At 67.2% G+C, this 26,178-nt stretch carries 20 protein-coding genes; 4 read left to right on the forward strand and 16 right to left on the reverse strand.

The window, feature by feature from the left end:
- The first annotated feature begins 142 nt into the window (after positions 1-142).
- Both ON40_RS30875 and ON40_RS48445 read left to right on the forward strand, forming a co-directional pair.
- On the forward strand, positions 143-1,792 hold the full coding sequence (locus ON40_RS30875) for a glycoside hydrolase 5 family protein (RefSeq protein ID WP_157186477.1): 1,650 nt from the start codon (positions 143-145) through the stop codon (positions 1,790-1,792).
- A 9-nt stretch (positions 1,793-1,801) separates the two neighbouring features.
- Positions 1,802-3,151, forward strand: a complete 1,350-nt coding sequence (locus ON40_RS48445) for an alpha/beta hydrolase (protein ID WP_051193754.1) — start codon at positions 1,802-1,804, stop codon at positions 3,149-3,151.
- A gap of 251 nt (positions 3,152-3,402) precedes the next feature.
- Here the strand turns inward: ON40_RS48445 and ON40_RS30885 are convergent, their stop codons facing one another.
- The 4 genes from ON40_RS30885 to ON40_RS30900 form a co-directional block, all read right to left on the reverse strand.
- Positions 3,403-4,602 carry a DNA polymerase III subunit delta' gene (locus tag ON40_RS30885; protein ID WP_040828524.1) on the reverse strand — a complete coding sequence of 400 codons (1,200 nt, stop codon included), beginning with the start codon at positions 4,600-4,602 and terminating at the stop codon, positions 3,403-3,405.
- A 63-nt stretch (positions 4,603-4,665) separates the two neighbouring features.
- The gene (locus ON40_RS30890) at positions 4,666-5,190 is read right to left on the reverse strand and encodes a mycothiol transferase (protein ID WP_040828385.1); all 525 of its coding nucleotides are present in this window, start codon (positions 5,188-5,190) and stop codon (positions 4,666-4,668) included.
- 87 nt (positions 5,191-5,277) lie between these two features.
- Positions 5,278-8,223 (reverse strand): type I DNA topoisomerase, encoded by a 2,946-nt coding sequence (gene topA, locus ON40_RS30895; RefSeq protein ID WP_083896043.1) that lies wholly within the window; start codon positions 8,221-8,223, stop codon positions 5,278-5,280.
- A gap of 266 nt (positions 8,224-8,489) precedes the next feature.
- Positions 8,490-8,696, reverse strand: a complete 207-nt coding sequence (locus tag ON40_RS30900) for a cold-shock protein (protein ID WP_011206895.1) — start codon at positions 8,694-8,696, stop codon at positions 8,490-8,492.
- A gap of 498 nt (positions 8,697-9,194) precedes the next feature.
- On the opposite strand from ON40_RS30900, the gene sftH reads away from it, so the two are divergent.
- Positions 9,195-11,519, forward strand: a complete 2,325-nt coding sequence (gene sftH / locus ON40_RS30905; RefSeq protein WP_040828388.1) for a DEAD/DEAH box helicase — start codon at positions 9,195-9,197, stop codon at positions 11,517-11,519.
- A gap of 308 nt (positions 11,520-11,827) precedes the next feature.
- Here the strand turns inward: sftH and ON40_RS30910 are convergent, their stop codons facing one another.
- From ON40_RS30910 to ssd, 7 genes are all read right to left on the reverse strand, one after another.
- Positions 11,828-12,190 carry an Rv3654c family TadE-like protein gene (locus ON40_RS30910; RefSeq protein WP_040828390.1) on the reverse strand — a complete coding sequence of 121 codons (363 nt, stop codon included), beginning with the start codon at positions 12,188-12,190 and terminating at the stop codon, positions 11,828-11,830.
- Positions 12,187-12,501, reverse strand: a complete 315-nt coding sequence (locus ON40_RS30915; RefSeq protein ID WP_040828392.1) for a TadE family type IV pilus minor pilin — start codon at positions 12,499-12,501, stop codon at positions 12,187-12,189. The genes ON40_RS30910 and ON40_RS30915 overlap by 4 nt, the downstream gene beginning before the upstream one ends.
- 71 nt (positions 12,502-12,572) lie before the next feature.
- Positions 12,573-12,785 (reverse strand): DUF4244 domain-containing protein, encoded by a 213-nt coding sequence (locus ON40_RS30920; RefSeq protein WP_040828394.1) that lies wholly within the window; start codon positions 12,783-12,785, stop codon positions 12,573-12,575.
- A gap of 60 nt (positions 12,786-12,845) precedes the next feature.
- Positions 12,846-13,439 carry a type II secretion system F family protein gene (locus ON40_RS30925; protein WP_040828395.1) on the reverse strand — a complete coding sequence of 198 codons (594 nt, stop codon included), beginning with the start codon at positions 13,437-13,439 and terminating at the stop codon, positions 12,846-12,848.
- 675 nt (positions 13,440-14,114) lie between these two features.
- Entirely contained in the window at positions 14,115-14,912 is a 798-nt protein-coding gene (locus ON40_RS30935; protein ID WP_040828397.1) for a type II secretion system F family protein, read from the reverse strand.
- Positions 14,909-16,096, reverse strand: a complete 1,188-nt coding sequence (locus ON40_RS30940; RefSeq protein ID WP_040828398.1) for a TadA family conjugal transfer-associated ATPase — start codon at positions 16,094-16,096, stop codon at positions 14,909-14,911. Before ON40_RS30940 ends, ON40_RS30935 begins: the two co-directional genes overlap by 4 nt.
- A gap of 433 nt (positions 16,097-16,529) precedes the next feature.
- Positions 16,530-17,618 carry a septum site-determining protein Ssd gene (gene ssd, locus ON40_RS30950; protein ID WP_083896044.1) on the reverse strand — a complete coding sequence of 363 codons (1,089 nt, stop codon included), beginning with the start codon at positions 17,616-17,618 and terminating at the stop codon, positions 16,530-16,532.
- A 472-nt stretch (positions 17,619-18,090) separates the two neighbouring features.
- Here ssd and ON40_RS30955 point away from each other — a divergent pair, with 472 nt between their 5' ends.
- Entirely contained in the window at positions 18,091-18,930 is an 840-nt protein-coding gene (locus ON40_RS30955) for an HAD family hydrolase (protein ID WP_040828526.1), read from the forward strand.
- 466 nt (positions 18,931-19,396) lie between these two features.
- Here the strand turns inward: ON40_RS30955 and ON40_RS30960 are convergent, their stop codons facing one another.
- The 5 genes from ON40_RS30960 to ON40_RS30980 form a co-directional block, all read right to left on the reverse strand.
- Positions 19,397-20,137 (reverse strand): Fic family protein, encoded by a 741-nt coding sequence (locus tag ON40_RS30960; RefSeq protein ID WP_040828400.1) that lies wholly within the window; start codon positions 20,135-20,137, stop codon positions 19,397-19,399.
- 341 nt (positions 20,138-20,478) lie between these two features.
- Entirely contained in the window at positions 20,479-22,221 is a 1,743-nt protein-coding gene (locus ON40_RS30965; protein ID WP_040828401.1) for a dipeptide ABC transporter ATP-binding protein, read from the reverse strand.
- Between the two features lie 8 nt (positions 22,222-22,229).
- Complete coding sequence (locus ON40_RS30970) at positions 22,230-23,183, reverse strand: ABC transporter permease (protein ID WP_040828402.1); 954 nt, start codon at positions 23,181-23,183, stop codon at positions 22,230-22,232.
- Entirely contained in the window at positions 23,176-24,102 is a 927-nt protein-coding gene (locus tag ON40_RS30975; protein ID WP_040828404.1) for an ABC transporter permease, read from the reverse strand. The genes ON40_RS30970 and ON40_RS30975 overlap by 8 nt, the downstream gene beginning before the upstream one ends.
- A 76-nt stretch (positions 24,103-24,178) precedes the next feature.
- On the reverse strand, positions 24,179-25,792 hold the full coding sequence (locus ON40_RS30980; protein ID WP_245568062.1) for a peptide ABC transporter substrate-binding protein: 1,614 nt from the start codon (positions 25,790-25,792) through the stop codon (positions 24,179-24,181).
- Positions 25,793-26,178: the final 386 nt, after the last annotated feature.

A 26,178-nucleotide genomic window follows, 5' to 3' on the forward strand; every position in this document is an offset into this window, starting at 1 on the left:
GGCGCTGTCGGCAGCACGCGAGTTTCCTGCGCTCTCGGCGAGATGTTCACGGCCTCGGCGAGCGTGGCGCGTCGGTGACGGCCAGTGGCATACGGATTCGATGCACGTTACATTTCTGCGGGATGTAGCGAAAGGAGATCCGGTGCGCAGACGGCGCATGCTCATCGCAGCCGTGGCGACACTGGGCGCGATCGTGTCATCGGGCTTCACCACGGCGCACGCCGATCCGATGCGCACCGCGAATTCGCAAGTGACACCGGTGGCAGGGGTGCCGCTCGACCAGTTCCGCAACGCCTTCGTCCAGCGGGACCGATCCGCACTCACCGTGGCCGGTCACCCGTTCCGATTCTCCGGCGCGAACGTCGAATGGCTGGGCCTGGAGAACTACGGCCCCGATCCCGCGCCCGCCACCCCGCTGGGCAGCGAACGTTATCCGAGCGACTACGAGATCGACGACGTATTCACCACCGCCCGAGAAATGGGCGCGACCGTCCTTCGAGCGCAGACGCTCGGCGATACGATCGGCTGCCCGTCCTGCCTGGAACCCGCACTGGGACAATTCAATCCGGCCGCCTTCGCGCATATGGACAAGGTCGTGGCCGCGGCCCGCGCGCACGGGATCAAACTGATCGGCGAATTCTCCGGCGACGCCAACGGCGCACCCGCCCCGAACCAGAACTCCCCGTCCGCCGACAGCCACGACTGGTACTGCACCTGGCGGCATCGCCCCGACTGCGGGCAGGCGTTCTTCACCGACCCGGCCATCATCGGCGACTACCAGCGGCACATGAAAGCCGTACTGGAGCATGTGAATCCGCTGACCGGACTCGCCTACAAGGACGATCCGACGTTCGCCGGCTGGGTCGACGGCAACAATCTCGACCTGCTCGACGGCGCACCCACGCCGGTCGCCGAGAACTGGTTGCGCACCGTCTCGGACTACTTCCGCTCGATCGACTCCCGGCAGCTGTTCATCAACATCAGCCTGGGCGGCGGCGACGGATTCGTCACCGACGGCGCGCTGCGGCTGCCCAACGTCGACGTCTACGCGGCGGAGTACTACCCGCACTGGCTGCCGATCATCTCCGGGGGCAACCGCGTCGACGGCTGCGCCGGGAAGCTGCACGACACCGCCGCCCAGGTCGCCGCAGCCGGAAAGGCGTTCAGCGCGATCGAATTCGGCTGGGACAGAACAGATTTTCTCACCACCGACGCACTGGGCGATTTCCTCACCGGCCTGGAATCCGACCCGCACATCGCCGGTGACAACTTCTGGGCGCTGGCCGCACACGCCGAAGGCCACGGCTGGCAGCCCATCCCCGCCGACGCCCACTGCTCCCCTACCTGCGAATGGGGTGAGGACGGCAACTGGTGGGCCCTCTACTACACCGGCCGCACCACCGCCTCCCACACCGCGGCCGATATGTCGACGCGCGCACAGCAATTGCGCACACACGCCTACTCGATGTCGGGATATCCGGTACCGCCGCCTCATCGCCGGGTCCCCGCGCCGATCATCACCTCCACCACCGAGGGCAAGGTACTGTTCGAGGGCTCGGCCGGTGCGCCGAACTATTCGATTCAACGCCTGTCCCAAGGTATTTGGATGACGGTGTGCGACCACTGCACCACCGATGCCGCCGACGGCTGGCAGGACACCGATCCGCACGCCGCGCGCTGTTATCGGATCATCGGCGACAACCTCGACGGCGTCGAAGGAACACCATCGGCTCCCGCCGGGAGCGACTGCCGCCGCAACGCCCGCGGCCACACGCTTAGCAAATCGGAGTGAAGGAAATCCATGTCCCGGTTCAAGATTCGGTGTGCCGTGCTGCTCGCCGGAATATGTGCGGCGCTGTCCCTGACCGGGCCCGCGACGGCCGCGCCCGCCCCCAACGGCGGGCTGACGCTGCGCTCCGACATAGCGATCAATGCGCGCCTGCACGAACTGGTGTTCACCACCCCCGACCTGAACGCCCCCACCTACGTGAGAGTGCTGCTGCCGCAGGGCTATTCGTCCGCCCGGCGCTATCCGGTGCTGCTGCTGCTCGAAGGTTGCTGCAATGCCGCACCACAGGCTCGCGACTGGACCGACCCGGCCAAGGGCAATGCCGAGGCGATCGTCGGCAACACACCGGTGATCCTCGTCATGCCCGACTCCGGTAAGGGCGGGTTCTACAGCGACTGGTACAACAACGGCCACGGCGGCAATCCGCGCTGGGAGAGCTACCACATCGGCCAGTTGCTGCCCTGGATCGACGCGCATTACAGCACCGTGTCCGGACGTCGCGGCCACGCGGTCGCCGGTTTCTCCATGGGCGGATTCGGTGCGATGAGCTACGCCGCCCGGCATCCCGACCGATTCGTCTCCGCCGCATCGTTTTCCGGCGCCCTGGACTCCAACGATCCACAGGCCGTCACCACCGACGAGATGCTCGCCTACCTGGACAACCCCGTCCCGGGAAGCCTCTGGGGTCCACGCTCCACCCAGGAAATCCGTTGGCGCGCACACAATCCGTGGGATCTGGCCGCGAATCTGCGCGGGATGCATCTCGAGTTGTACACCGGCAACGGCAATCCGGGACCGTTCAACAAGACCTACGACTCCACCGAGGGCAAGGATGTTCATCCGCAGAGCGTCAGCATGCACAACCGGCTGAATTCCCTGGGTATCGCCCATGAATGGCACGACTACGGCGGCGGTTCGCACTCCTGGTCGTACTGGCGGCGCGACCTGACCCAGTACCTGCCCGGCCTGATGGCCACCTTCGCGCACCCGCCCGCGCAGCCCGAACCGTTCACCTTCACCGCCGCGGAACCGCGCTTCGACGCATACGGATATCAGGTCACGGTGAACCGCAACAGCCCGGCATTCACCACCCTCAGCGGCGTCACCCACAACGGATTCACCTTGAACGCAACAACTTCCGCAACGGTCGTCACCGCCACCCGCTACCGCTCCGGCGCCGCCTACCAGGTCACGACCAGCACCCCCCGCGGCAAGAAGAGTCAAACCATCCACGCCGCCCGCGACGGCCGACTCACCATCCCCGTCTCCCTCGGCGCCCTCACCACCAACCAACCCGACATCGACACCCTCATCGCCCAGCACTCCGAAACCGCGACCATCACCATCGCCGAACACATCTGACCCACCCGCGTGCTGCCCGCCCCGGGCAGCACGTCACACACCCGCACTGATCGTCCGACCTCACAGCCGGATAGCCATCGCTCACCGACGTCAGGCGTTCACAAGCCGTGCACCAGCGGCGATCACAACCGATGCCCCGCCTCTACCGAATCACCGAAGGGCGAGCGGCGACAAGGATTGCACTCGCCGACAGATTGACGGAAAGCCAACTCCGCCAAGGCCTCACGGCACCTGTGGACCGATCCGGCGAATCAGCGGGTGCGGGCGGCGATGAGGGTGGCGACCATGGCGGCTACGGCGAAGCGGGGTTTGACGTTGGTGTCGAGGGCTTCGCGGCAGTGCAGGACGGCTTCGATCGAGCGCAGCAGGCCCTCGGGGGGAACCTCGGTGGCGAGATCGCGGATCTCGTCGCGGAGATCGGGATGCGTGAGGGTGACGGGGCGAGCAGGGCCGGTCATGCGGACCGCGAGGGCGTCGCGGTAGAAACCCGCAACGTCGATCAGAGCCCGGTCCAGCGAATCGCGACTGGTGCGGGTGGCGCGGGATTTCTGGCGACGTTCGAGATCCTTGAGCACACCGGCCGAACCGCGGGTCGCCGAGGCGGTGCCCTTGCCGGTGCCGCCCGCGCCGAGGGCGGTCGCGAGCTCCTCGCGCTCACGTTCGTCGCGAGTGGCGCTGACCTGCTTGGCTTCCTCCTCCGCGGATTTGACCAGCTCATCGGCGGCCGTGTAGGCGACCGCGGGACGCGCGGTGGCCGCGACCAGAGCCAGTGCCCGCTTGCGGCGGCTTCTGGCCTCCTCGTCGGTGGCCAGGCGACGGGCTCGCCCGACGTGACCGCCGCTGATCGAGGCCGCCCACCCGGCGGTCTCCGCGTCCAGACCGTCGCGCTCGCGCAAGACCTGGGCGATCGAGTCGACCGAGGGGGTGACCAGATGCATATGACGGCACCGCGAACGCAGCGTGACCGAGATGTCCTCCGGATCCACCGACGGCGCACACAACAGGAACACGGTGCGCTCTGGCGGCTCCTCGACCACCTTGAGCAGCACATTTCCGGCCGCCTCGGTCAATCTGTCGGCATCCTCGACCAACACCACCTGCCAGCGCCCGGTACTGGGCCTGCGGGAGGCCACCTGGACGATCTCGCGCATCTCCTTGGTGCCGATGCTCAGCCCCTCGGGAATCACCCGGCGCACATCGCCGTGCGTCCCCGCCATGGTGGTGGTGCAGGCGTGACAGTGCCCACAGCCGGGCGCACCCGGATCGGTGCACTGCAGCGCGGCCGCGAAGCACAGTGCCGCAACCGATCTGCCGGACCCAGGAGGCCCGGTGAACAACCAAGAATGCGTCATCGCCGACGACGAGACCCCGCTGCGCGCGGCGACCGCGGCAGCGGTCAGTTCGGACTCGACCGCATCCTGGCCGACCAGCCGATCGAAGACACCCGCCACGGCATACACCCTAGCGGCCGCCACCGACAGCCTCCGCGGTCCACCCAGGAGGCACGTCCCGGATCAGCCCGCGCGCTGATAGGTGGAGTTCGCGCCGTCGAGCGCCTCACGGATGATGTCGGCGTGGCCGCTGTGATGAGCGATCTCCCGGAAGATGTGCAGCAGCGTGAAACGCACTGTCCACCAGACACGTTCGGGAACCCACGGCGAGGTCGGGGTGGGAATCGAGACATCCAGATCATCCACCTCCCGGATCAGCCGAGTGGTGTTGTCCGCCAGCGTATCCCACTCCTTCAGCAGCCCCTCGACAGTTTCCTCCGGTGCCATCCGGTATTCCGAATCGAACTGCGACACATCGAGTTTCGAGTTCTCGTCGCGTTCCACGATGACCGATGTCCACAGCTGTTCACAGTGGACCAGGTGGTGCAGCAGACCGCCGAGTGTCAACTCGCTGACCGTACTGCGCTGGCGCGCTTGCGCATCATCGATGCCACGCAAGGTGATCCGGAACAGCTCACGTTGCGAGGCGAGCATCGCGATCAGGTCTTCCCGCTCCTGATCGCGGCGCTCGGTCGAGGGTGCGGTCATCGGATGTCCTTCCGCTGAAGCGTGCTGGGATGGCGACACGCTACGGCAGGGCACCGACAGAAATCGGACAGCGACCGATTCCCGCCATTACGACTTGGCTGTGGCCGTCTTTCGAGCGGTGGTCTTCGCGACCGTGGTCTTCTTGGCCGCGGTCTTCTTCGCGGTCGCCTTCTCCGCTGCGGCGGTGGTGGTCTTCTTCGCCGCGGTCTTCTTCGCGGCCGTGGCCTTCTTGGCCGGCGCCTTCTTCGCCGCCGTCTTCTTCGCGGCCTTCTTCACCGGGGCCTTGGCCCGGCGATCGGCGAGCAGTTCCGAGGCCCGATCATCGGTGATCGACTCGACCTCGTCCCCCTTGCGCAGGCTGGCATTGGTCTCGCCGTCGGTGACGTACGGTCCGAACCGGCCGTCCTTGATCACCATCGGCTTACCGGTGGTCGAATCGTTGCCGAGTTCCCGCAGCGGCGCGGCGCTGGCGGCCTGCCGGCCACGGCGCTTGGGCTCGGAGTAGATCTTCAGCGCCTCCTCGAGGGTCACCGAGAAGATCTGATCCTCGCTGGTCAGCGACCGCGAATCGGTGCCCTTCTTCAGATACGGGCCGTAACGCCCGTTCTGCGCGGTGATCTCGTCGCCGGATTCGGGATCCTTGCCGACCACCCGCGGCAGCGACAGCAGCAACAGTGCGTCCTCGAGGGTGATCGTGGACAGATCCATCGACTTGAACAACGATCCCGTGCGCGGTTTGGGCGCGTTGGCCTTCTTCGCGCCCTTCTTGGGCTCGCCGTCGTCCTCGGGCTCGGGCAGAACCTCTGTCACATAGGGGCCGAAACGTCCCTCTTTGGCCACGATCCGATGACCCGTCTCCGGATCGACGCCCAGCGAACGCCCCTCCTGCGGGGTGGAGAACAGCTTCTCCGCCACCTCGGGGGTCAGCTCGTCCGGCGGCAGATCGTCGGGCAGATTGGCGCGCTGCGACACCGGATCGCCGTCCGGATCATCCGGATTGACGACCATCCGCTCGAGATACGGCCCGAACCGCCCGACCCGGACCACCACATCGCGGCCCTGATCGTCGGCGAACAATTTGATCGAGTTGACCGAGCGGGCATCGATGTCGTCGAGCTGCCCGCCGACCATCTTCTTCAGGCCGCCGGTGCGCGCGATCGAATCCTCCGCACCGTGATCGCCGCCGAAGTAGAAGCTGGTCAACCAGTTTCCGCGCTGCTCGCGTCCACCGGCGATGGCGTCGAGATCGTCCTCCATGGCCGCGGTGAAATCGAAATCGACCAGTCGGCCGAAGTACGCCTCCAGCAGTCCGATGACGGCGAACGCCACCCACGAGGGCACGAGCGCGTTACCGCGCTTGTAGACGTATCCGCGATCGAGGATGGTCTTGATAATCGAGGCGTAGGTGGACGGGCGGCCGATGCCCAATTCCTCGAGCGCCTTGACCAGCGACGCCTCGTTGTAGCGCGGCGGCGGATTGGTGGTGTGGCCCTCGGGAGTCAGCTCGGCCGCGGCGACCTCCTGGCCCTCGGTCAGCGCGGGAAGACGGGATTCGGCGTCGTCGGACTGGCTGCCCGAATCCTCGTCGACGCTCTCCACATAAGCCTTGAGGAAACCGGCGAAGGTGATCGTGCGCCCCGACGCGGAGAACACGCACGGAATACGGCCCTCGTCCAGACCGGCGTGGCCGGTGATCCGGACGGTCAGGGTGGTGCCGCGGGCATCGGCCATCTGCGAGGCGACCGTGCGCTGCCAGATCAGCTCGTACAGCCGGAACTCGTCGTGGTCCAGGCGCGCGTGCAGCTGACCGGGCGTGGCGAAGGTGTCGCCCGACGGGCGGATCGCCTCATGCGCCTCCTGCGCGTTCTTGACCTTGCGGGTGTACTGGCGCGGCGTCGGGTGGACGAATTCTGCCCCGTACAACTGCGTGGCCTGAGCCCGCGCGGCGGCGATCGCCGACTCCGACAACGTGGTCGAGTCGGTACGCATATAGGTGATGTAGCCGTTTTCGTAGAGCCGCTGAGCGACCCGCATGGTGCGCTCGGAGGTGAACCGCAACTTGCGCGCGGCCTCCTGCTGCAACGTGGAAGTCATGAACGGCGCATACGGCCGACGCGTATAGGGCTTCGACTCGACCGAGGTCACCTGGAAATCGGCGCCGTCCAGGGCCGCGGCGAGTCGACGGGCGTATGCCTCGTCCAGCACCGTGACGCCACTGGCAGTCTTCAACTGCCCGTCGGAACCGAAATCACGTCCGCCCGCGACCCGCGAACCGGCCACCGTGACCAGGCGAGCGCCGAAGGTCCGCGGGTTGGCCGCATCGGCCTCGCCGCCGCCCGCGTCGAATTTCGCGGCGATATCCCAGTACTCCGCCGAGCGGAACGCCATGCGCTCGCGCTCGCGCTGCACGACGATGCGGGTCGCCACGGACTGCACCCGGCCCGCCGACAACCGCGGCATGACCTTCTTCCACAGCACCGGGCTGACCTCGTAGCCGTACAGCCGGTCCAGGATCCGCCTGGTCTCCTGCGCGTCGACCAGGTCGTTGTCCAGCTCCCGGGTGTCGGCGGCGGCCGCGCGGATGGCGGGTTCGGTGATCTCGTGGAACACCATGCGCCGGACCGGCACCTTGGGCTTGAGCGTCTCGAGCAGATGCCACGCGATCGCCTCGCCCTCACGGTCGGGGTCGGTGGCGAGATAGAGCTCGTCGGCGTCCTTGAGCAGGTTCTTCAGCTCGGAGACCTTGGCCTTCTTATCCGGGCTGACCACATAGATGGGCTCGAAGTCGTGATCGACGTCGACGCCCAGGCGCGCCCAGGGCTGACCCTTGTATTTGGCCGGCACATCCGCCGCACCCCGCGGCAGATCCCGGATGTGGCCGACGGACGCCTCCACGACGTATCCACGGCCGAGGTACGGGGCGATCTTACGAGCCTTCGTCGGTGACTCGACGATGACGAGACGACGCACCTGGCTGCCCGCATCGGACCCTGCCTCGGAGTTCGGCGTTGCACCGCGGTCTCGTGTTGCCACCGGCGAACACACCTTTCCTGTCGACCTGCGCGGCGCGGGGAGGCGCTGCGCGCGGCTGGGGCAAGCGGAGGGAACAGATGTCCCCTGCCAGAGACGTTTATACCCTGTTCATCTGCTGTACCGGTGGTACGGCAGGTCCGCAGCACCTCTGGCACGGCGAGTTGATAGCCCCGTTTTGCGGTCGAGTGTACTTGCCCCGGATATGACTCGTCCCCCACCGCCGTGGCGGTGAGGGACGAGCTTTCCGTTTGAGTAAGTTCGAGTGCTCAGCTGAGCGCACGAACTCCGGTGGCCTGCGGGCCCTTGGTGCCCTGGCCAACCTCGAATTCGACCTTCTGGTTCTCCTCGAGGGTGCGGAAGCCCGAACCCTGGATCTCGGAGTAGTGGACGAAGACGTCAGCGGAGCCGTCCTCGGGCGCGATGAAGCCGAACCCCTTCTCCGCGTTGAACCACTTCACAGTTCCCTGTGCCATTCTGTTCCTTCTCTTTCCATACCGGAACGGCGGACAAGGTAGGTTCGTCCACCGGGTCCGTTCCGACCGCTGTACTCTGTTCCCCCTGCAGGAAGCACCAAGCACGGCGTTCGCAACATCGATCCTGCTGATGGTTTGGACCTTTGATCCGTTCCCTCGAACACAGAAGCTTGCGACCAGGAACCAGTGAACCATGTCTTCGAGCAATTCGACAGTCGGGTTACCGACAATTTGCAAAAAAGATGATCTTGCGAATGCGCAGGTAAGGGGCACAATGCCCAAATCCGTACTCGGGGTAGGTTTGCTTCCGGATAACCGAGTGAGTGTCAGGCAAACGAGCTGTGACGCAGATCGCTACTCGGAAGTGAATGCGCTGGTTGGCCTCGCACGGCACACAGCTTTCGCACATTTTGTGCGTGTCGAGGACCCGGCTTGCTAGATCCCGCCGACACGACGACCGCCGCAGCGCGCGGAACCGGATCGAGCTATGGGCGATCGTTGCTCAATCGTGTCCGAATCGGACTGGCCGACAGTACCGATCGTCTCACCCATGTCACCGAATTACCCGCGCGTGCGGCGCAGGTCACGACATGGCCGAGTTGGGTATCACCGGACGTGATCGAAGCGTTACGAAATACCGGTCTGGACAATCCCTGGTCCCATCAGACCCGCACTGCCGAGTTGGCCGCTGCCGGAACACATGTCGTGGTTTCCACGGGAACCGCATCCGGTAAATCCCTCGGTTACCAGCTGCCGGTACTCACGGCATTGCAGGAGGATCCGCGGGCCACCGCGCTGTATATCTCGCCCACCAAAGCGCTCGGCGCGGATCAACTGCGCGCGATCGGCGAACTCACTCACGAAGGCCCGCTGCGCGATATCCATGCCGCGCCCTACGACGGAGACACCTCCGCCGAGATCCGGCAGTGGGTGCGCGCCAACGGCCGGTGGATCTTCACCAACCCCGACATGCTGCATCTGAGCATGCTGCGCGCACATCAGCGGTGGGCGCGGGTGCTGCGGCGGCTGCGCTATGTAGTGGTCGACGAATGCCATTCCTACCGGGGTGTATTCGGTTCGCACGTCGCGCTGGTGCTGCGCCGGTTGCGCCGGTTGGCGGCGCACTACGGGGCCGATCCGGTGTTCATCCTGTGCTCGGCCACCACCGCCGATCCGGCCGCGGCCGCGTCGCGGCTGATCGGCGCGCCGTGCGAGGCCGTCACCGAGGACGGGTCACCACAGGGGGCGCGCACGGTCGCACTGTGGGAACCGGCGCTGCTCACCACGGTGACCGGCGAGAACGGCGCGCCGGTGCGGCGACCGGCCACCGCCGAGGCGGCGCGGATCATGACCGACCTGGTGGTCGAGGGAGCGCGCACGCTGACCTTCGTGCGTTCGCGGCGGGCCGCGGAGGTCGTGGCCATGGAGACGCGCCGCATGCTCGCCGAGGTCGATCCGGAACTCGGCCGCCGGGTGGCCGCCTACCGGGCCGGATATCTCGCCGAGGACCGCCGCGAACTGGAGGCCGCGCTGTCCGACGGCGCCCTGCTGGGGGCCGCGACCACTAACGCGCTCGAGCTCGGCGTGGATATCGCGGGGCTCGATGCCGTGGTCGTCGCGGGATTTCCCGGGACGGTCGCCTCGTTCTGGCAGCAGGCCGGGCGGGCCGGGCGGCGCGCGCAGGGGTCGCTGGTGATGCTGGTCGCCCGGGACGACCCGTTGGACACCTACCTGGTCCGGAACCCGGACGCGCTGCTGGGGCGCCCGGTCGAGGCGACGATCACCGATCCGCACAACCCGTACGTCCTCGGGCCTCATCTGCTGTGCGCGGCGATGGAGAATCCGCTGACCGATGCCGAGGTCGACGAGTTCGGGGCGGCCGATCTGATCACCGACCTGGCCGATCAGGGGCTCGTCCGGCGACGCCAACCGGCGAAGGGCCCGGCGCGGTGGCATATGACCGCTGCGGTGCGACCGCACGACGAGGTCGACGTGCGCGGCGGCATCGGCTCGACGGTGGCCATCGTCGACGAGGAGACCGGACGCATGCTCGGCACGACCGACGCCGGCCGGGCCCCGGCCACCCTGCATCCCGGCGCGGTGCACCTGCATCAGGGCGAGACCTATGTGGTGGACGAGCTGGATCTCGACAGTGGCGTGGCCTTCGTCCATGCCGATCAGCCCGGCTGGACGACCAGCGCCCGTACGGTCACGTCCATCGCGATCGACGAGATCGACGCCGAACGTGCGCACGGCGCGATCACCACGGCCCTGGCGCAGGTGCGGGTGAGCCGACAGGTGGTCGGCTATCTGCGCACGCTTCCCACCGGTGAGGTGCTCGACCTGGTGGAGCTGGACCTGCCGGAGCAGACGCTGCCGACCCGCGCCGTGCTGTACACCGTGACACCGGCACTGCTGGCCCGCGCCGGAATCGACCCGCGGCGCGCGCCCGGCGCACTGCACGCCGCCGAACATGCCGCGATCGGGATGCTGCCGCTGGTGGCCAGCTGCGACCGCTGGGATATCGGCGGGGTGTCCACGGCCGAACATCCCGACACCGGGCTGCCCACCGTCTTCGTGCACGACGGGCATCCCGGCGGCGCGGGCTTCGCCGAGCGCGGCTTCCAGCGGCTGCGCACCTGGCTGCGGGCGACTCTGGCGGTGATCGAGTCGTGTGGCTGCCCGAGCGGCTGCCCGTCCTGTGTACAGTCACCCAAGTGCGGCAACGGCAATCAGCCGCTGGACAAGGCGGGGGCCGCGGCCCTGTTGACCGCGGTGGTCGCCGAACTTCCCGACGATGACGACGATCGGTCCGTCTCGTGACGCGGTGGTCATCAGCTCGATGCCGGACCGGGACTCGAATCGTCGGCAACTCGGACGATGCCCGCGATGCGGTTGGCGTCACATACGGCGGCTCCGCCGCATGATTGATGTGAAACGCGTTCATGTTAACTAGCTCGTTGCCGATTTCCTAAAGAATCTGAAGTCGAATGCCGTCAATGACACTTCATCAATCAATTGGAAATCGACGGATCGCAATTGTTCACACGTCCAAATTGCTCCTCCGCGACATATGGCCGAACACAGATCGCCAACTCTTGCGCATTCTTTGAACACCAACCGCTCGGTATTCATTCGTCTTGTTCCTCCGCCGGTCCGGCGCGCGCGATGGCCCGAACATCCGGACTACCGAGCGGACCCAGCGATGCGGTGACCTCGGCGACCACAGTGACGTCCCAGTCGACGACCGTGCAGGTCCGCACCCGAACTCGCATGCGCTGCCCGAGATCGCGGGCCCGAGCACAGGCATCGTCCCCGGTCCTGGACGCACCGGCGGCTGCCAGAGCACCGAGATCCGCTGCGGCCTGCGCCCGATGTCGAGCCACGATCACCACGCCGACCTGCACGAACAACAGCGTTGCGGCGAGCAGGGCGGTCAGGGCCAGGCAGGCCGCCACGGTGGCCGCGCCGCGCTCGGCCTGCCGGGACGTCATCCGGACTCACCCGGTTCTCGGACCGCGACCGCATCGGCGTGCAGCCTGAGCATCGGCAGCAGCGGCACCCGCACCGAGACGACGGCGATCACCTGATCGCCGTCAGTGTGGAGGGAGACCTCCGCACCGGTCGGCGCCACCCGCAGCGCCGCCGGTTTCGCCTCGGCGTCCGCACCGCGCGCGGCCAGCCGTGCCGCCTCGCGCGCGGCGTCCACACAGCGCACCTGCGCCGCGGCGGCCAGCAGCGTCCCCAGGCACAGCACGACCACGACGAGGAGGGCGGCCAGCGCGATGGCCGCCTCCACCGTCACCGCGCCCCGTTCGCCGGTCCCGCACCGCGGAACCGTTGCGAGCGTGCGTATCCCCTGTGCGCGACCACGTCTCAGACCGAGGTGGCGAGTGCCTTGTCGATGATCTTCGTCAGGGCATTCACGATGGAATCGCCCGTCACCACCGAGTAGAGCACCGCTCCGAACGCCGCGGCAGCCACCGTGCCGATCGCGTATTCGGCGGTGCTCATCCCCTCCTCGGCGACCAACGCTCGCAGCAGGCGCGCACGCAACTCCAGTACTGCCGATCGAACTGCCACCCGCATCGATCTCCCCTTTCTCTGTCACCGGCACGGGCGTTCCGCGCCGGAGGTCTCGCCTGTCGCTCACAGCCCGCCGCCGAGCACCCGCGTGGCCAGGCCGATGACTACCGGCACGATGCCCAGACAGATGAAGGCCGGCAGGAAGCACAAGCCCAGCGGTCCGCCGATCAGCACCCCGGCGCGCTCTGCTCGGGCTGCCGCGGCGTCCTCCACGGCGGCACGGCACTGCCCCGCCAACTCGCTCACCGCATCCGCCAGGCACGCGCCCGAGCGGGCCGAACGCGCCGCCATCCGGGCCAGTGCCTGAATATCGGCGGATCCGGCCTCCTGAGCCACGCGCCGCCACGCATCCGGCTGGTCCGCCCCCAGTGCCAGCAGATCGGCAACCCGATGCAGTGCCGTACCGAGTTCCGGCGGAGCGATCGAGGCCACCGCACGAGCCGCGACACCGACCGGCAGCCCCGCCCGCAGACAGGCCGCGAGCAGATCGAAAGCCGACGCCGTCCCGAACCGATCCCCGCCACCGGCGCGACCCCGAAGCCTCGAAACCCGATGTGCCCCAACAAGTACAGCCCGTCTCCGCAGCGCCGCCGCCGCGGCGTCGCCCGGCACGCACACCAGCGCAGCCACCAACAACAGCAGCCCGCAGACGACCATCGACCCTCCCCTCGCGTCGTATCCGAAAGCGCCACAACACAAGTCCCCCGTCCGCTCCCCGTCGACAATCCACACCGCCGCCTACCCGCCCGAGACAACCGATGCACGTGCATTCCGTCGCGACCCTCGCCCCACGCGCGGATCGATCGGAACAACCACCGCCACAACGATCTCGGACCCGCCGATCGAGATCAGAGACAGCCGTGGAGGCCGCCGCACTACCACGAGATCCCCGTCGCCGCCGCCGCGCTACGCCCCACCACATCCGCTGCGCCGCCCCAACCGCCCGGACCGGATATCGCAGGAACAGACCGCGAATGGCTACCGAACAGCCAAGTCCCGACGGTCGCAATACATCGCCCCGTCGGCCCACATTTCGAACGTCTGCACCCTGATCACATTCGTCCACAGCAAGTTCCGAACAGGCACGTCCCGCCTCCCGGCCACGCCCGAATTCACAGGTACGCTCGACAACCCCCGCTGACCGAACTGCTTGAACACCAACGGAACCGAACAGTCGTGCCCCCGCACCAGCGAGCACCAGACCCCACATGCGGGCACATCCAACTTGCTCACATCCATCCACAACCGGCCCTACACAGCCTCCAGCCGCGCCCGAACACCGTGGGTAGTTGGGCGGGTTTCGGGGTGCTTCGGGGGTGGTGGGTGAGGCTCTCATGTGGGTACCTGGGCTGTGATGGCGTCTGCCCAGAGCATGCCTGCGCAGATCAGGGCTGCGCCGAGGGGGAGCAGGGCGGTGCCTGGGCCGGGGGTCAGGAGGATTTGCAGAGGGGCCGCGTTCATCATGTGGCCCAGGGCTATGCCGAGGAGGGGGAGGGTGGCGAGGACTACGGCGCTGGCTCGTGCACCGGCCAGGGCTGCTGTGGTCTTGTCGCGAAAACGTATGCGGCTGGACAGGTCTGCACGTGCGGCGACGAGGAGTTCGGCCAGAGCCAGGCCGTGCTGGTCGGCCAGTTGCCAGGCGTCGGCGATGCGGGCGAGTTCGGCGGCGATGACGGACTCGGCATTGCGCAGACCGGCTGCGGCGGATCCGCCGAGCCTGCTGCGGGCCGAGCCGATCGCGAATGCGCGTGCCGCGACGCCCTGGACCTCCCCGGCCGCGACGGCCGCGGCGGCACTGGGGTGCGTACCGACCCGCAGCTCACCGATCACGATCTCCAGACCTTCCAGCAGCGCAACGCATTCGGCCCTGTGCTGCTGGGCGCGACGCGAGCGGCGGCCGCGCAGACCGACCGTCACCGCCAGAAACAGGGCGGCGAGCAAGGCGCCTACTCCGGCCGCGGCCGCTCCCGCGACACCGAGGTATGCGCCGATCCGGAACAGCCGGTGCGGCGGGACTTTTCGCATACCGCTGCGCACGCCGAACAACGCGAGATAGCGCCGGGCGCCCGCCGAAGGCGGCACGGCGAGTACCGCCGCCGCCAGACAGGCCACGGCGAGCGGCAGGGTCATCGGGCGTCCCGTTCGTCGAGCAGACGGCGCAGGGATGCGGCCGCGGGAGTGGGTGCGTCGTCGGTGCGCCAGGCCGCCTCGATACGGACCCGGCCGTCCGGATCGCGGACGACCAGCCCGATCTCGCACAGCGCACGCGCGCCGTCGGGACGGCGATACACGTGCAGAATCACCTGGACAGCCGCGGCGAGCTGGCTGTGCAGGGCTGCACTGCCCAACCCGCCCAGTGCCGCCAGGGCTTCGAGGCGGGCCGGAACCTCACGTGGCGAGTTCGCGTGCACGGTGCCCGCACCGCCGTCGTGGCCGGTGTTGAGTGCGGTCAGCAGGTCGATCACCTCGGCGCCGCGCACCTCACCGATGACGATGCGGTCCGGGCGCATTCGCAGTGCCTGGCGTACCAGATCGCGAACGGTCACCGCGCCTGCGCCTTCCACGTTCGGCGGACGCGCCACCAACCGCACCACATGGGGATGCGGCGGAGCGAGTTCGGCGGCGTCCTCGACGCACACGATGCGCTCGGCCGCGTCGACCTCGGCGAGCAGACCGGACAGCAGCGTGGTCTTTCCCGCGCCGGTGCCGCCCACCACCAGAAAGGCCAGCCTCGCGCGAATGATGCGCTCCAGCAACGCCTTCGCCTCGGCGGGGACCGACCCGGATGCCGCCAGCGCCTCCAGACCCTGACTCGCCGGACGTAGCACCCGCAGCGCCAGGCAGGTGCCGCCGGGCGCGACCGAGGACAACACCGCGTGCAGTCGCACACCGAACGAATCCCCCAGCACGCCGGTACCTTCCGGCAGCCGCCCGTCCACCCACGGCTGCGCGTCGTCGAGCCGCCGCCCCGCGGCCAGTGCCAGGCGCTGGGCCAATCGCCGCACCGCGGCCTCGTCCTGGAACACCACCGACGCCCGCTGCAACCCCTGTCCGCGATCCACCCACACCGAATCGGGCGCTGTCACCAGCACATCCGACACCCGCGGATCGTGCAGCAGCGGTTCGAGCACCCCGGCCCCGGTCATCTCGGTCTGCAACAACCGCAGCACCCGCAACAGATCCGTATCCCCGAGCACCCCGCCCGCCTCGGCCCGGATCGCCGCCGCGACCCGCGCCGGATCCGGCTCGCCCGACTCGACCGCCAGCCTCTCCCGCACCCGGTCCAACAGCTCGTCGGTCACCAACGCACTCATCGCCCCCGCACCTCCCCGACCACGAACCCGACCTCACCGACGCACCGCACCACACCCACGCCGACATCCCTCGTGGCCGGACCCGCTCGATCCCGAGCCTCACCATGTGCAGGCACGATGTCGCATGCGGATCGGCGAAAGGTCGAACTGTGCAGCCGTTTCGGTGTTACCGGAACCAGCCGCGAACTCATCGATCCTTCGCCGGGCAGAGACGCACCCACCGCCTCGACGGCCATCCGCGTGCGGCCGGGCAATGTGAATGCACCCGGTGTGCGACCGAGACCGGCTGATGCACTTGCATTTACGAGGCCATCGGTCGACCCCGACCGGATATCCATCACGAGTGCTGGATCACCGATGAACTCGCCGAACGTGGTTTCGTGGATGACCTTGGCGTGGCAGTGTTTTCGCACGGACGCGCGCGCAGGGCGGATCATCGGTCATCTCCGGTCAGCAGGGACAGCACCGATTCGGCGGCAGTTCGCAGGGGCCCACGCGGAGTGGTCAGGCCGGCGCGTTCGAGTTGGCCGGACAAGCCCGGGTGGGCGCGGACCGCGGCCAGCAGCGGGAGGCCGAGCGCCTCGGCGACCTCGTCGCCGTGCAGGCCACCCGGGGCGGGCCCGCGAACGATCAATGCCTGGTTGGGATTTCGGCGGCGCACATGCGCCACGGTGGCGCGGGCCGCGGCGATCGAACGCAGTCGCGGTGTCGCGACGAGGACGACCAGATCCGCCCCGTCGAGCATCTGATCGGCATGCGGGCCGCGCTCACGAGAGATATCGCAGACGACGAGATCGCCTGCGGCACGGCCCGCGTCGAGAACCGCGCGCACCGCACCGGGACCGATCTCGGTGGGGCCGGTATCGGGAGTGGCCCGGCCACAGGCCAATACGCGCAGGCCGGGCGCGGCCTCGGGCAGTGCCTCGCGCAGGGTTGCCGCGGCCACCCGGCCGTCCTCGACGACCAGATCGGGCCAGCGCAGCCCCTCCTCGGATTCGATGCCGAGCAGCAGATCGAGGCCGCCGCCGAACGGATCGCCGTCGACCAGGATCGTGCCGGGGCGGAAGCGAATCGCGGACGCGGTCAAGGCGATCGCACCGGCCAGTGTGGACGCGCCCGCGCCACCGCAGGCGCCCACGACCGCGACGACCGCACCACCGCCCTCGGCGGCGGACGCCGGCTCGGCGAACACCTCGATCAGCCGATCCGCGGCCGCGGGCAGGCCGAGCACCAGTTCGGCGCCGCCGGTGATCGCGGCCTCCCATTGATCGGCCCCGGGTTCTCCCTCGCTGACCAGGACGGTGCCCGCACGACGCGGATATCCGGCCGCGGCGCATTCGTGCGCGGCGGCCGTGTCGAGAATCACGAGCGCGGCCTCGGTCCAGGCGTATCTGCCGATCGGCATCGAATGCTCGGCCAGCTGCCGATCGGCAGCGGCCGCGATGCGCCGGACCTCCTCGCGCAGCCGATGTCCGGATACGAGCGTCAGGGCCGGAGGCTGCTCCGCTGTAACGGAATTCATGCAGGTCAGCCTCGCCCGGATGACGTTGCGCCACCAGAGGTGACCGCTCGGTTGTGGATAACTCCGGGGGTGTGAGCAAAAACGAAACTCCCGGTACCACGCAACAGGCCGACGGAATTCGCCGACCGAAGGCCGAGCGAGGCAGGGGCCCGGACCGACACGGTCCGGAAATAGAGGACGGCCCCAGCCGGGGGGGGGAGGAGGCTGGGGCCGTCGGGGTTCAGCCCCGGGGGGTCGGGCTGAACGCGCCTGGACTATGTCCAGGTGCCAGCAATACTACACCCAGGGCCGGGCCGAAACGCAAGTGCAGCGGGCGAGGAAGTTTTCGCCGCCGACGGGGCATCGAGGCGGCAAATCCGATCGGCGGGCGATTCGGCGGCACGCGCCGCCCCTGGGCATCCCGTCCGGGCGAAATTTCCCTATCCTGGACCGCGTGACGGCCGAGGGCGACCAGACAGCGGCGGAAGATCCGATCAGCGCGACAGATACGAACGAGCAACGAGGCGAGCGAACGAGTGCGCGTCCGGGGCGGGTGGCGGCATTCTTCGATCTGGACAAGACGGTGATCGCCAAGTCCAGCGCGTTCGTGTTCAGCAAGCCGTTCTTCGATCAGGGCCTGATCGATCGCCGGACGGTTCTGGAGAGCAGTTATGCGCACTTTCTGTACATGCTCTCCGGCGCTGATCACGACCAGATGGAGCGGATGCGCGAGCATCTGACGAAGATGTGCGCGGGCTGGGATGTGGCCCAGGTGCGCGCCGTGGTCGCCGAGACGCTGCACGAGCTGGTCGATCCGCTGATCTACGCGGAGGCGGCGGATCTGATCGCCGACCACAAGATCCGTGGCCACGATGTGGTGATCGTCTCGGCATCCGGCGAGGAGATCGTCGCGCCGATCGCTGCCGCACTCGGTGCGACGTACACCGAAGCGACGCGCATGGTCGTGAAGGATGGTAAGTACACCGGCGAGGTCGAGTTCTACTGCTACGGCAAGGGCAAAGTCACCGCAATCGAAAAACTCAGCGCCACAGAGGGTTACGACCTCTCTCGGTGCTATGCCTACTCCGATTCGGCGACCGATCTGCCGATGCTCTCGGCGGTGGGACATCCCACTGCGGTCAATCCGGACCGAAATCTGCGACGGGAGGCCATCTCTCGCGACTGGCCGGTGCTGACGTTCTCGAATCCGGTCTCGCTGTGGGCACGGCTCCCGGCCCCGTCCACGACGACCCTCGCGGCGACGATCGCGCTCGGCGTGAGCGCACTTCTCGCGGGAGCGATCAGCTACCGACTGCTGCGCCGACGGGACTGAGACGGCCCCTCGAATACCCCCTCACACCCGTCCGAAACGAGCTTGCACGACGGGTGCGCAACCCCTCCAGGGGAACACGAAACGCCGCACGACACGCCGGTTTCTAAAATGTTTACGCAGGTCTTGCCTGTGAGGGGACTCACAGGTAAGAATGGATTCACGGAAGGCCGGACGGCCAAGATCGAGGCGGAAGAGAAGCGTCGAGCTCCCATCCCACCTTCCCAGCACGGGCGCCAGGCACCCACGCGGAGCGCGCCGCGACAGGGCAGCAGCGTTGTGGGCTTGCGAGATTCGGGTTCTTGTCGGCGATGGCCTCGCACAGGTTGCGGGGATGAACCGGCAGGGTCCGAAGAATCGCCGAGGCCGCAGAACACAACCCAAACAAGCACGCTTGGTAACCGGGTGGTCCGTGCTAGCGGGCGGTGAAGTCGGAAACGACACGCCGCCCGTTTTGGTGTGCGCAGGCTCAGACGCTGTCGGCGATGGAGCGCGCCTCCCGCGCCCCGTCCTCGAATGCCCCGCAGCACAACACGACCCAGCCGCCGACGCCCTCGACCGTGCCCGCGCCGAACGCTGTCCCCGCATCCAGATACGCCTGCCGCCGACGCAACCAGAACACCTCCGGCACACCCAGACTGTGCGGGTCCAGCCCACTGGACACCGAAACCAGCCTGGACGCCGCGCGCGCCACGACGCCGTCGCCCGTGCCGAACGGACGCAGGGCGAGCAACTCGCCGTGCACCACCGCCGCGACGACGGGTGCGGGGGCATTCGAGGTCAGCACGGTCTGCGCGAGCAGATCCAGCCGCTCGGCGATTTCGCCGCCCGGACGCGGACGGCCCAGCTGTTCGGGATCCTCCACCAGATCCGCGGCCGCGAGCAGATGCAGCCGGGCCAGCGCCTGCAACGGAGCCCGCTGCCACACGCCGACCAGATTCTGCAGCGCCTCCCCGTCCAATGCCTGGCCGACCCGCAACGCGCCGGTCAGAATCGGATCCCCGACACTCCCGGGCTCGGGCAGCTCGGTGCTCCCGCCATCGATCGCCGCCGACGACCGCGCCGCACGCACCGCGGCCTCCGCGGCCGTCGTGCGCCATCCCCGGCGATTGGCCTGATGCCGATGCACCTCGGCCAACGCATCACGAGCCCGATCGGCGGCATCACGCACACCGGGCAGATCGACCAGGGGTTGCAGCACATCGGTCACGAGTGCACACGCTACTCGAGCGTCGAATGACCACCGGAGGGGATCGTCCCGGACCCGGGACGACGCCTGGACAGGGCCCGGACAAAAACAGTCCCCGGTACTCACGTCTCGAACCGTGAACCTCAGTCGTCGCTTCGGTTCCGTGCTCGGGGCTGACGTGCCGGGGGCCTGACCAGGTGCCTCAACAACCTCACATCATCTTCGGACGTCTCCGCTGGTCATGTGCTGCTGTTCCGCATTTCCTGATGTGTAACTCATTGTCCTCCTCTGCGCCGTCACGTCAAGACTTTCGGCGGCATATTTTCACCACGAATATGAGCTCCCACCTGCAAGTTCACCGCTCAGCGCGCACCGAGCAGATCCCGCCCGGGAATAGCCTCGAGCAGGTTGCGGGTGTACTCCTCGCCGGGAGCCTCGAAGACCTCGTCGGTAGTGGCGGACTCGACGACCTTGCCGTTCTGCATGACCATGACGCCGTCGGCGATCTGCCGGACGACAGCCAGGTCGTGGGTGATGAACAGATAGGACAGGCCAAGTTCGGCCTGCAGGTCGTTGAGCAGGGTCAGAATCTGCGCCTGAACCAGGACGTCCAGGGCCGAGACCGCCTCGTCGCACACCACCACCTCGGGCTCCAGGGCCAGCGCGCGGGCGATCGCGACCCGTTGCCGTTGCCCGCCGGACAGCTCGTTCGGATATCGGCGCATCACCGAGGCGGGCAGCGCCACCTTGTCCAGCAGATCGCGCACCCTGGCCTCCCGCTGGGCCGAATCGCCGATCCGGTGGGTGCGCAGCGGTTCCTCGATGGTGCGGTAGATCGAGTACATCGGATCCAGTGAGCCGTACGGGTTCTGGAAGATCGGCTGCACCCGGCGCCGAAAGGCGAACGTGCCCTTGCGATCCAGATCCGCGATGGACTTCCCCTCGAAAGTCACCGTGCCGGAGGTGGGTTCGAGCAGACCCAGCACCATCTTGGCGACCGTCGATTTGCCCGAGCCCGATTCGCCGACGATGGCCGTGGTGGTCCCGCGCGGCAGCCGGAACGAAACCTCGTCCACGGCACGGAATTCCGCGGACTTCCACGGTGAACCGCCGCGCACCTTGAACACCTTCGTGAGCCGTTCGGCCACCAGGACGTCGTCGGTGACCGACGCGACCTCGGCATCGGCCGCGGCGACCTGTTCGGCGACGTGCACGGCCCGCTCACGCACCTCCGCGCGACGGCTCACCGACGCGCGCTGCTGCGCCGCCAGCGACGGCGCCGAACGCACCAGACGCTTGGTGTACTCGTGCTGGGGTTCGCGCAGAATCCGCAGTGCGGGACCGGATTCCACCACCCGCCCGCGATACATCACCACCAGATGTTCGGCCCGTTCCGCGGCCAGACCGAGATCGTGGGTGATCAGCAGCACCGCCGTGCCCAGCTCGTTGGTGAGTTCGTCCAGGTGATCGAGGATGCGCCGCTGCACGGTGACGTCCAGCGCGGAGGTGGGCTCGTCGGCGATGAGCAGCCGGGGACGGCAGGCCAGCCCGATCGCGATCAGCGCACGCTGGCACATACCGCCGGAGAACTCGTGCGGATACTGGTTGACCCGCTGCGCCGCGTCCTGCATACCTGACTGCTCGAGCAGCGTGATCGCCTGCTGCTTCGCCTCCTTGCCGCGAGCTATCCCGTTGGCCGCCAACGTTTCCCGAACCTGGAAGCCGACCTTCCAGACCGGATTCAGATTCGTCATCGGATCCTGCGGGACGAAACCGATCCCGTTACCGCGCACCGCGAGAATCTCCCGGCGCGAGGCCGCGGCGAGATCCTTTCCGTCGAAGAGGATTTCGCCGCCGGTGATCTTTCCGGTGCCGGGCAGCAGATCGATGATCGCGTGAGCGGTGGTGGACTTCCCGGATCCGGACTCCCCCACGATGGCCACCGTCTGCCCCGGATACACGGAAAGATTCACCCCGCGCACCGCGGGCACCTGTTTGCGGTCGGCCGTGAAAGATACATTCAGGTCCCGGATTTCGAGCAGTGGACCGGCCTCGGACTGCTCGGGATCGGTCGGCGCATCGGATGTGTTCGTCGCATCGGTCATTTCCGCACTCACCTCTTACGCGCTTTCGGATCGAGCGCATCACGCACCGCGTCGCCGAGCAGGATGAAGCTCAGCACCGTCAGCGCCAATGCCGTTGCGGGATAGAACAGGATCGCCGAGGTGCGGATCGACTGCTGGTCGGCGGCGATGTCCGCACCCCAGGACACGACCGTGCGCGGCAGGCCCACACCGAGATACGACAGCGTCGCCTCGGTCACGATGAACACGCCCAGCCAGATGGTGGCCACCACGATCAGCGGCCCGGCCGAGTTCGGCAGCACATGCCGGACCAGCGTGCGCAGCGGTGACACTCCCAATGCCTTTGCCGCCGTGACGTATTCGCTGTTCTTGGCCTCGATGACCGCACCGCGCGCGATGCGAGCCGCCTGCGGCCAGGTGAACGCGGCCAGAATCAGGATCACCGTCCAGATCGTGCGCGAGTTCAGCAGCTGCATCAGCACGATCGCCGCCAGGACCAGCGGCAGCGCGAAGAAGATCTCGGCCAACCGGGACACCACCGAGTCCAGGATGCCGCCGTAGAACCCGGCGAGCGCGCCGAGCGTGCCACCGATCAGCACGAACAGGACCGCCGCACCGATACCGCACAGCACCGAGGCCCGGGTGCCGTAGATGGTGCGCGCGTAGACATCACATCCCTGCAGATCGAATCCGAAGGGATGACCCGAGCGATGCGCGGCCATACTCAGCGCGGTATCGCAGTAGCGCGGATCCTGACCGGTGAACAGCTGCGGCCAAGCCGCGACGAGCAGCACGATCACGATCAGCACCGCGCCGACCAGGAAGATCGGATTGCGCCGCAACTGCCGCCAGGCATCACGCCAGATGCTGGTCGGCGAACCGCCGTCCTCGACACGGTCGGTGGCCAGCACTTCCACTTCGTCCGGCGGCGCGACGTAGTACTCCTGGGTACGGCGATCGACGCCGTAATCATTGTCAGGCATAGCGAATCCGTGGGTCGAGGGCGGCGTAGAGCAGGTCGACGACGAGGTTCGACAGCAGGAAGATGACGATCAGCACGGTGACGAACGACACCACGGTCGGCGCCTCGCCGCGGATGACCGCCTGGAACAGTGTGCCGCCCACGCCCGGAATGTTGAAGATGCCCTCGGTGACCACCGCGCCCGCCATCAGCGCGCCCAGATCGGTGCCGAGGAAGGTGACCACCGGGACCATCGAATTGCGCAGGATGTGCACGGTGATCACCCGTCGCCGGCTCAGGCCCTTCGCCGTCGCGGTGCGGACATAATCGGCGGTCATGTTCTCCGCCACCGAATTTCGGGTCAGGCGCAGCACATAGGCGAACGACAACGACCCGAGCACGATCCCCGGGACGATCAACTGTCCCCAGGGCGCCTTTCCGGAAACGGTGACCGGCGCGATGCCCCACTTCACGCCGAGCAGGAACTGCGCGAGAAAGCCCACGACGAAAATCGGCACGGCGATGATGACCAGACTGATCACCAGCAGCGTCGAATCGAACAGCTTCCCCTTGCGCAGCCCTGCAACCAGGCCGAACGCCACCCCGAAGACGGTCTCCACCACCAGGGCGATCACGCTGAGCCGCAACGTGATCGGAAACGCCCGCGCCAGCTCGGCCCGCACCGGGCGACCGGAGAACGCCGTGCCGAAGTCGAGAGTGAAGATGCCCTTCAGATAATCCAGATATTGAATGATGAACGGCTGATCGAGATGGTAGCGAGCACGCAATGCGGCTTCCAGGCCCGGCGTCATCGGCTTGTCGCCGGCCAGTGCCCGGATCGGATCCCCCGGGATGAGAAAGATCATTGCGTACACGAGCAGCGTCGCCCCGATGAAGACGGGAATCATCTGAAGCAGTCGCCGCACGACATACCAGGCCATGAGTGCCTCCGCGGTCGATGGCCGGGGCAGTGCGATCCGCCGATGGACGAATCGGCACTGCCCCGGCTTCCAGCAACTAGTTCTTCTCGATGTTCTCGAAGTCGAACAAACCGGACCACGCCAGCTTTGCCGACTTCACATTCTCCGAATAACCGCCCGTGCCTTTGTAATCCAGCACCGGGATGTCGGCCATATCGCGGAACAGCACCGCCTGGGCCTGGGTGATCACCTTGTAGGAATCCTCCGGCGTCGCCGCGGACTGAGCCTGGACCAGCAGATTGTCGAACTCGGGATCGGAGTAGCCGACGTCGTTGGTTTCCGAACCGGTCTGGTACTGCGAGGTCAGGAATTCCAGCATGGACGGGTAGTCGCCCTGCCAGCCGTAGCGGAAGGCCTTACCGATCGTCTTGCTGTGCACCTGATCCCGGATCTGCTTGAAGGTCGGCAGCGGGGTGGCCGACGCGTCGATGCCCAGGGTGTTCTTGATGCTGTTGGCGGTGGCCTCGACCCACGCCTGATGGGTGCCGTCCGCGTTGTAGGCGATCTCGAACTTGCCCGACCACGGCGAGATCGCGTCGGCCTCCGCCCACACCTTCTTCGCCTCGGACGGGTTGTATTGCAGCACTTCGTTACCCGGCACGGTCGGGTTGAATCCGGGCAGCGTGGAGGCGGTGAAATCCTTCGCCGGGCCCTTGGTGCCGTGGAAGATGGTGTCGGAGATCTGCTCTCGGTTGATCGCCATCGAAATGGCCTTGCGCCGCAGCAAACCCTCCTGACCGCCGAAGTGCGGCAGCGAGCTCTGGATGCCGATGTGTTCGCTCTGCGCGGTCGGCTTCACGATGGCGCGGTCGCCGAGGTCCTTCTTGAAGGTGGTCAGCGCGTTGTTCGGGATCCGGTCGATGGTGTCCAGATTGCCGCCGAGCAGGTCGTTGTAGCCGGCCTCGTAGCTCTGATACATCTTGAACTGCAGGCCCTTGTTCTTGGGCGGCCGGCCACCGTGGTAGTCCGGGTTGGTCACCAGGTCGATCGAAACCTGGTGCTGCCAGGCGCCGTTGCGCGCGAACTTGTACGGACCGTTGCCGATCGGATTCTCGCCGAACGCCTTCATGTCCTTGTAGGCCACGCTCGGCAGCGGGTAGTACGGCGCGAAACCGAGTTGCAGGGTGAAGTCGATCGACGGATTCTTCAGATCCACGGTGAAGGTGTGGTCGTCGACCACCTTCAGACCCGACATCGTCTGTGCCTTGGGCGGATTCGCGGCCAGGTCGTCATAGCCCTGGATCAGGCTGAACACCCAGTTCTGGTTCTGGCCGTTCGTGCTGAGCGCGCCGTAGTTCCAGGCGTCGACGAACGACTTCGCCGTCACCGGTTCACCGTTGGTGAACTTCCAGTCCGGCTTGATGGTGATCTTGTAGTGCTGACGATCGGTCGTTTCGATCGACTGCGCCATCTCGTCGTGCGCGTTGCCGTCGGCGTCGTAGTACTTCAGCCCGGCCCACAACCGATCGACGACCCGACCACCCATGTTCTCGTTGGTATTGGTCGGGACCAGCGGATTCTGCGGTTCCGAAGCGAACGTGGTCACAACCCCCGCGTCCACACCTCCGTCCCCGGACGAGCAGGCCGTCAATGCCAGCCCTGCCGCCAATAATGCCGCCGCGGCCAGCGCGGTAATCGTCTTGACTCTCAACGCATTCTCCCGATTTCAGGACGGGCGAAGCGACCGGCGGCGTGCACGGGATCTCCTGCACGGGCCGGACGATCGCCATAGGTGAATCGGACATTAGCCATACAACCGGTTGTTGTCAGCGGATCGACCCCGGTTAGTCGCTCGTGTTAGCAAACCGGCAACATCGTTGACGCATTGCGGCCGATTCCAGTAGCACTTTGCACAATTGGCTAGGCACAGCGACGAGTTGACCGTCCGATCGCCGTGTCACCACCGGTCCGCGCCGGACAACGGAGTCGGCGTCGTATCGACCCTCGGGACCTGACCACGACGCCGATCCCGGTCCGTTACTGTCGGAATGTGGCCGCGCTCACCCCCGGCCGAAGGCATGCGAAAGAAGAGGCGAG

This window comes from Nocardia jiangxiensis NBRC 101359, assembly GCF_000308615.1.
Taxonomy (GTDB): domain Bacteria; phylum Actinomycetota; class Actinomycetes; order Mycobacteriales; family Mycobacteriaceae; genus Nocardia; species Nocardia jiangxiensis.

What these genes read in the sequence shown, in the direction of transcription:
- ON40_RS48445 (WP_051193754.1), top strand. Translation starts at nt 1,802, where the DNA reads ATGTCCCGGTTCAAGATTCGGTGTGCCGTGCTGCTCGCCGGAATATGT.
- ON40_RS30890 (WP_040828385.1), bottom strand. Translation starts at nt 5,190, where the DNA reads ATGACCGCACCCTCGACCGAGCGCCGCGATCAGGAGCGGGAAGACCTG.
- ON40_RS30900 (WP_011206895.1), bottom strand. Translation starts at nt 8,696, where the DNA reads ATGGCACAGGGAACTGTGAAGTGGTTCAACGCGGAGAAGGGGTTCGGC.
- ON40_RS30910 (WP_040828390.1), bottom strand. Translation starts at nt 12,190, where the DNA reads ATGACGTCCCGGCAGGCCGAGCGCGGCGCGGCCACCGTGGCGGCCTGC.
- ON40_RS30920 (WP_040828394.1), bottom strand. Translation starts at nt 12,785, where the DNA reads ATGCGGGTGGCAGTTCGATCGGCAGTACTGGAGTTGCGTGCGCGCCTG.
- ON40_RS30925 (WP_040828395.1), bottom strand. Translation starts at nt 13,439, where the DNA reads ATGGTCGTCTGCGGGCTGCTGTTGTTGGTGGCTGCGCTGGTGTGCGTG.
- ON40_RS30935 (WP_040828397.1), bottom strand. Translation starts at nt 14,912, where the DNA reads ATGACCCTGCCGCTCGCCGTGGCCTGTCTGGCGGCGGCGGTACTCGCC.
- ON40_RS30940 (WP_040828398.1), bottom strand. Translation starts at nt 16,096, where the DNA reads ATGAGTGCGTTGGTGACCGACGAGCTGTTGGACCGGGTGCGGGAGAGG.
- ssd (WP_083896044.1), bottom strand. Translation starts at nt 17,618, where the DNA reads ATGAATTCCGTTACAGCGGAGCAGCCTCCGGCCCTGACGCTCGTATCC.
- ON40_RS30965 (WP_040828401.1), bottom strand. Translation starts at nt 22,221, where the DNA reads ATGACCGATGCGACGAACACATCCGATGCGCCGACCGATCCCGAGCAG.
- ON40_RS30970 (WP_040828402.1), bottom strand. Translation starts at nt 23,183, where the DNA reads ATGCCTGACAATGATTACGGCGTCGATCGCCGTACCCAGGAGTACTAC.
- ON40_RS30975 (WP_040828404.1), bottom strand. Translation starts at nt 24,102, where the DNA reads ATGGCCTGGTATGTCGTGCGGCGACTGCTTCAGATGATTCCCGTCTTC.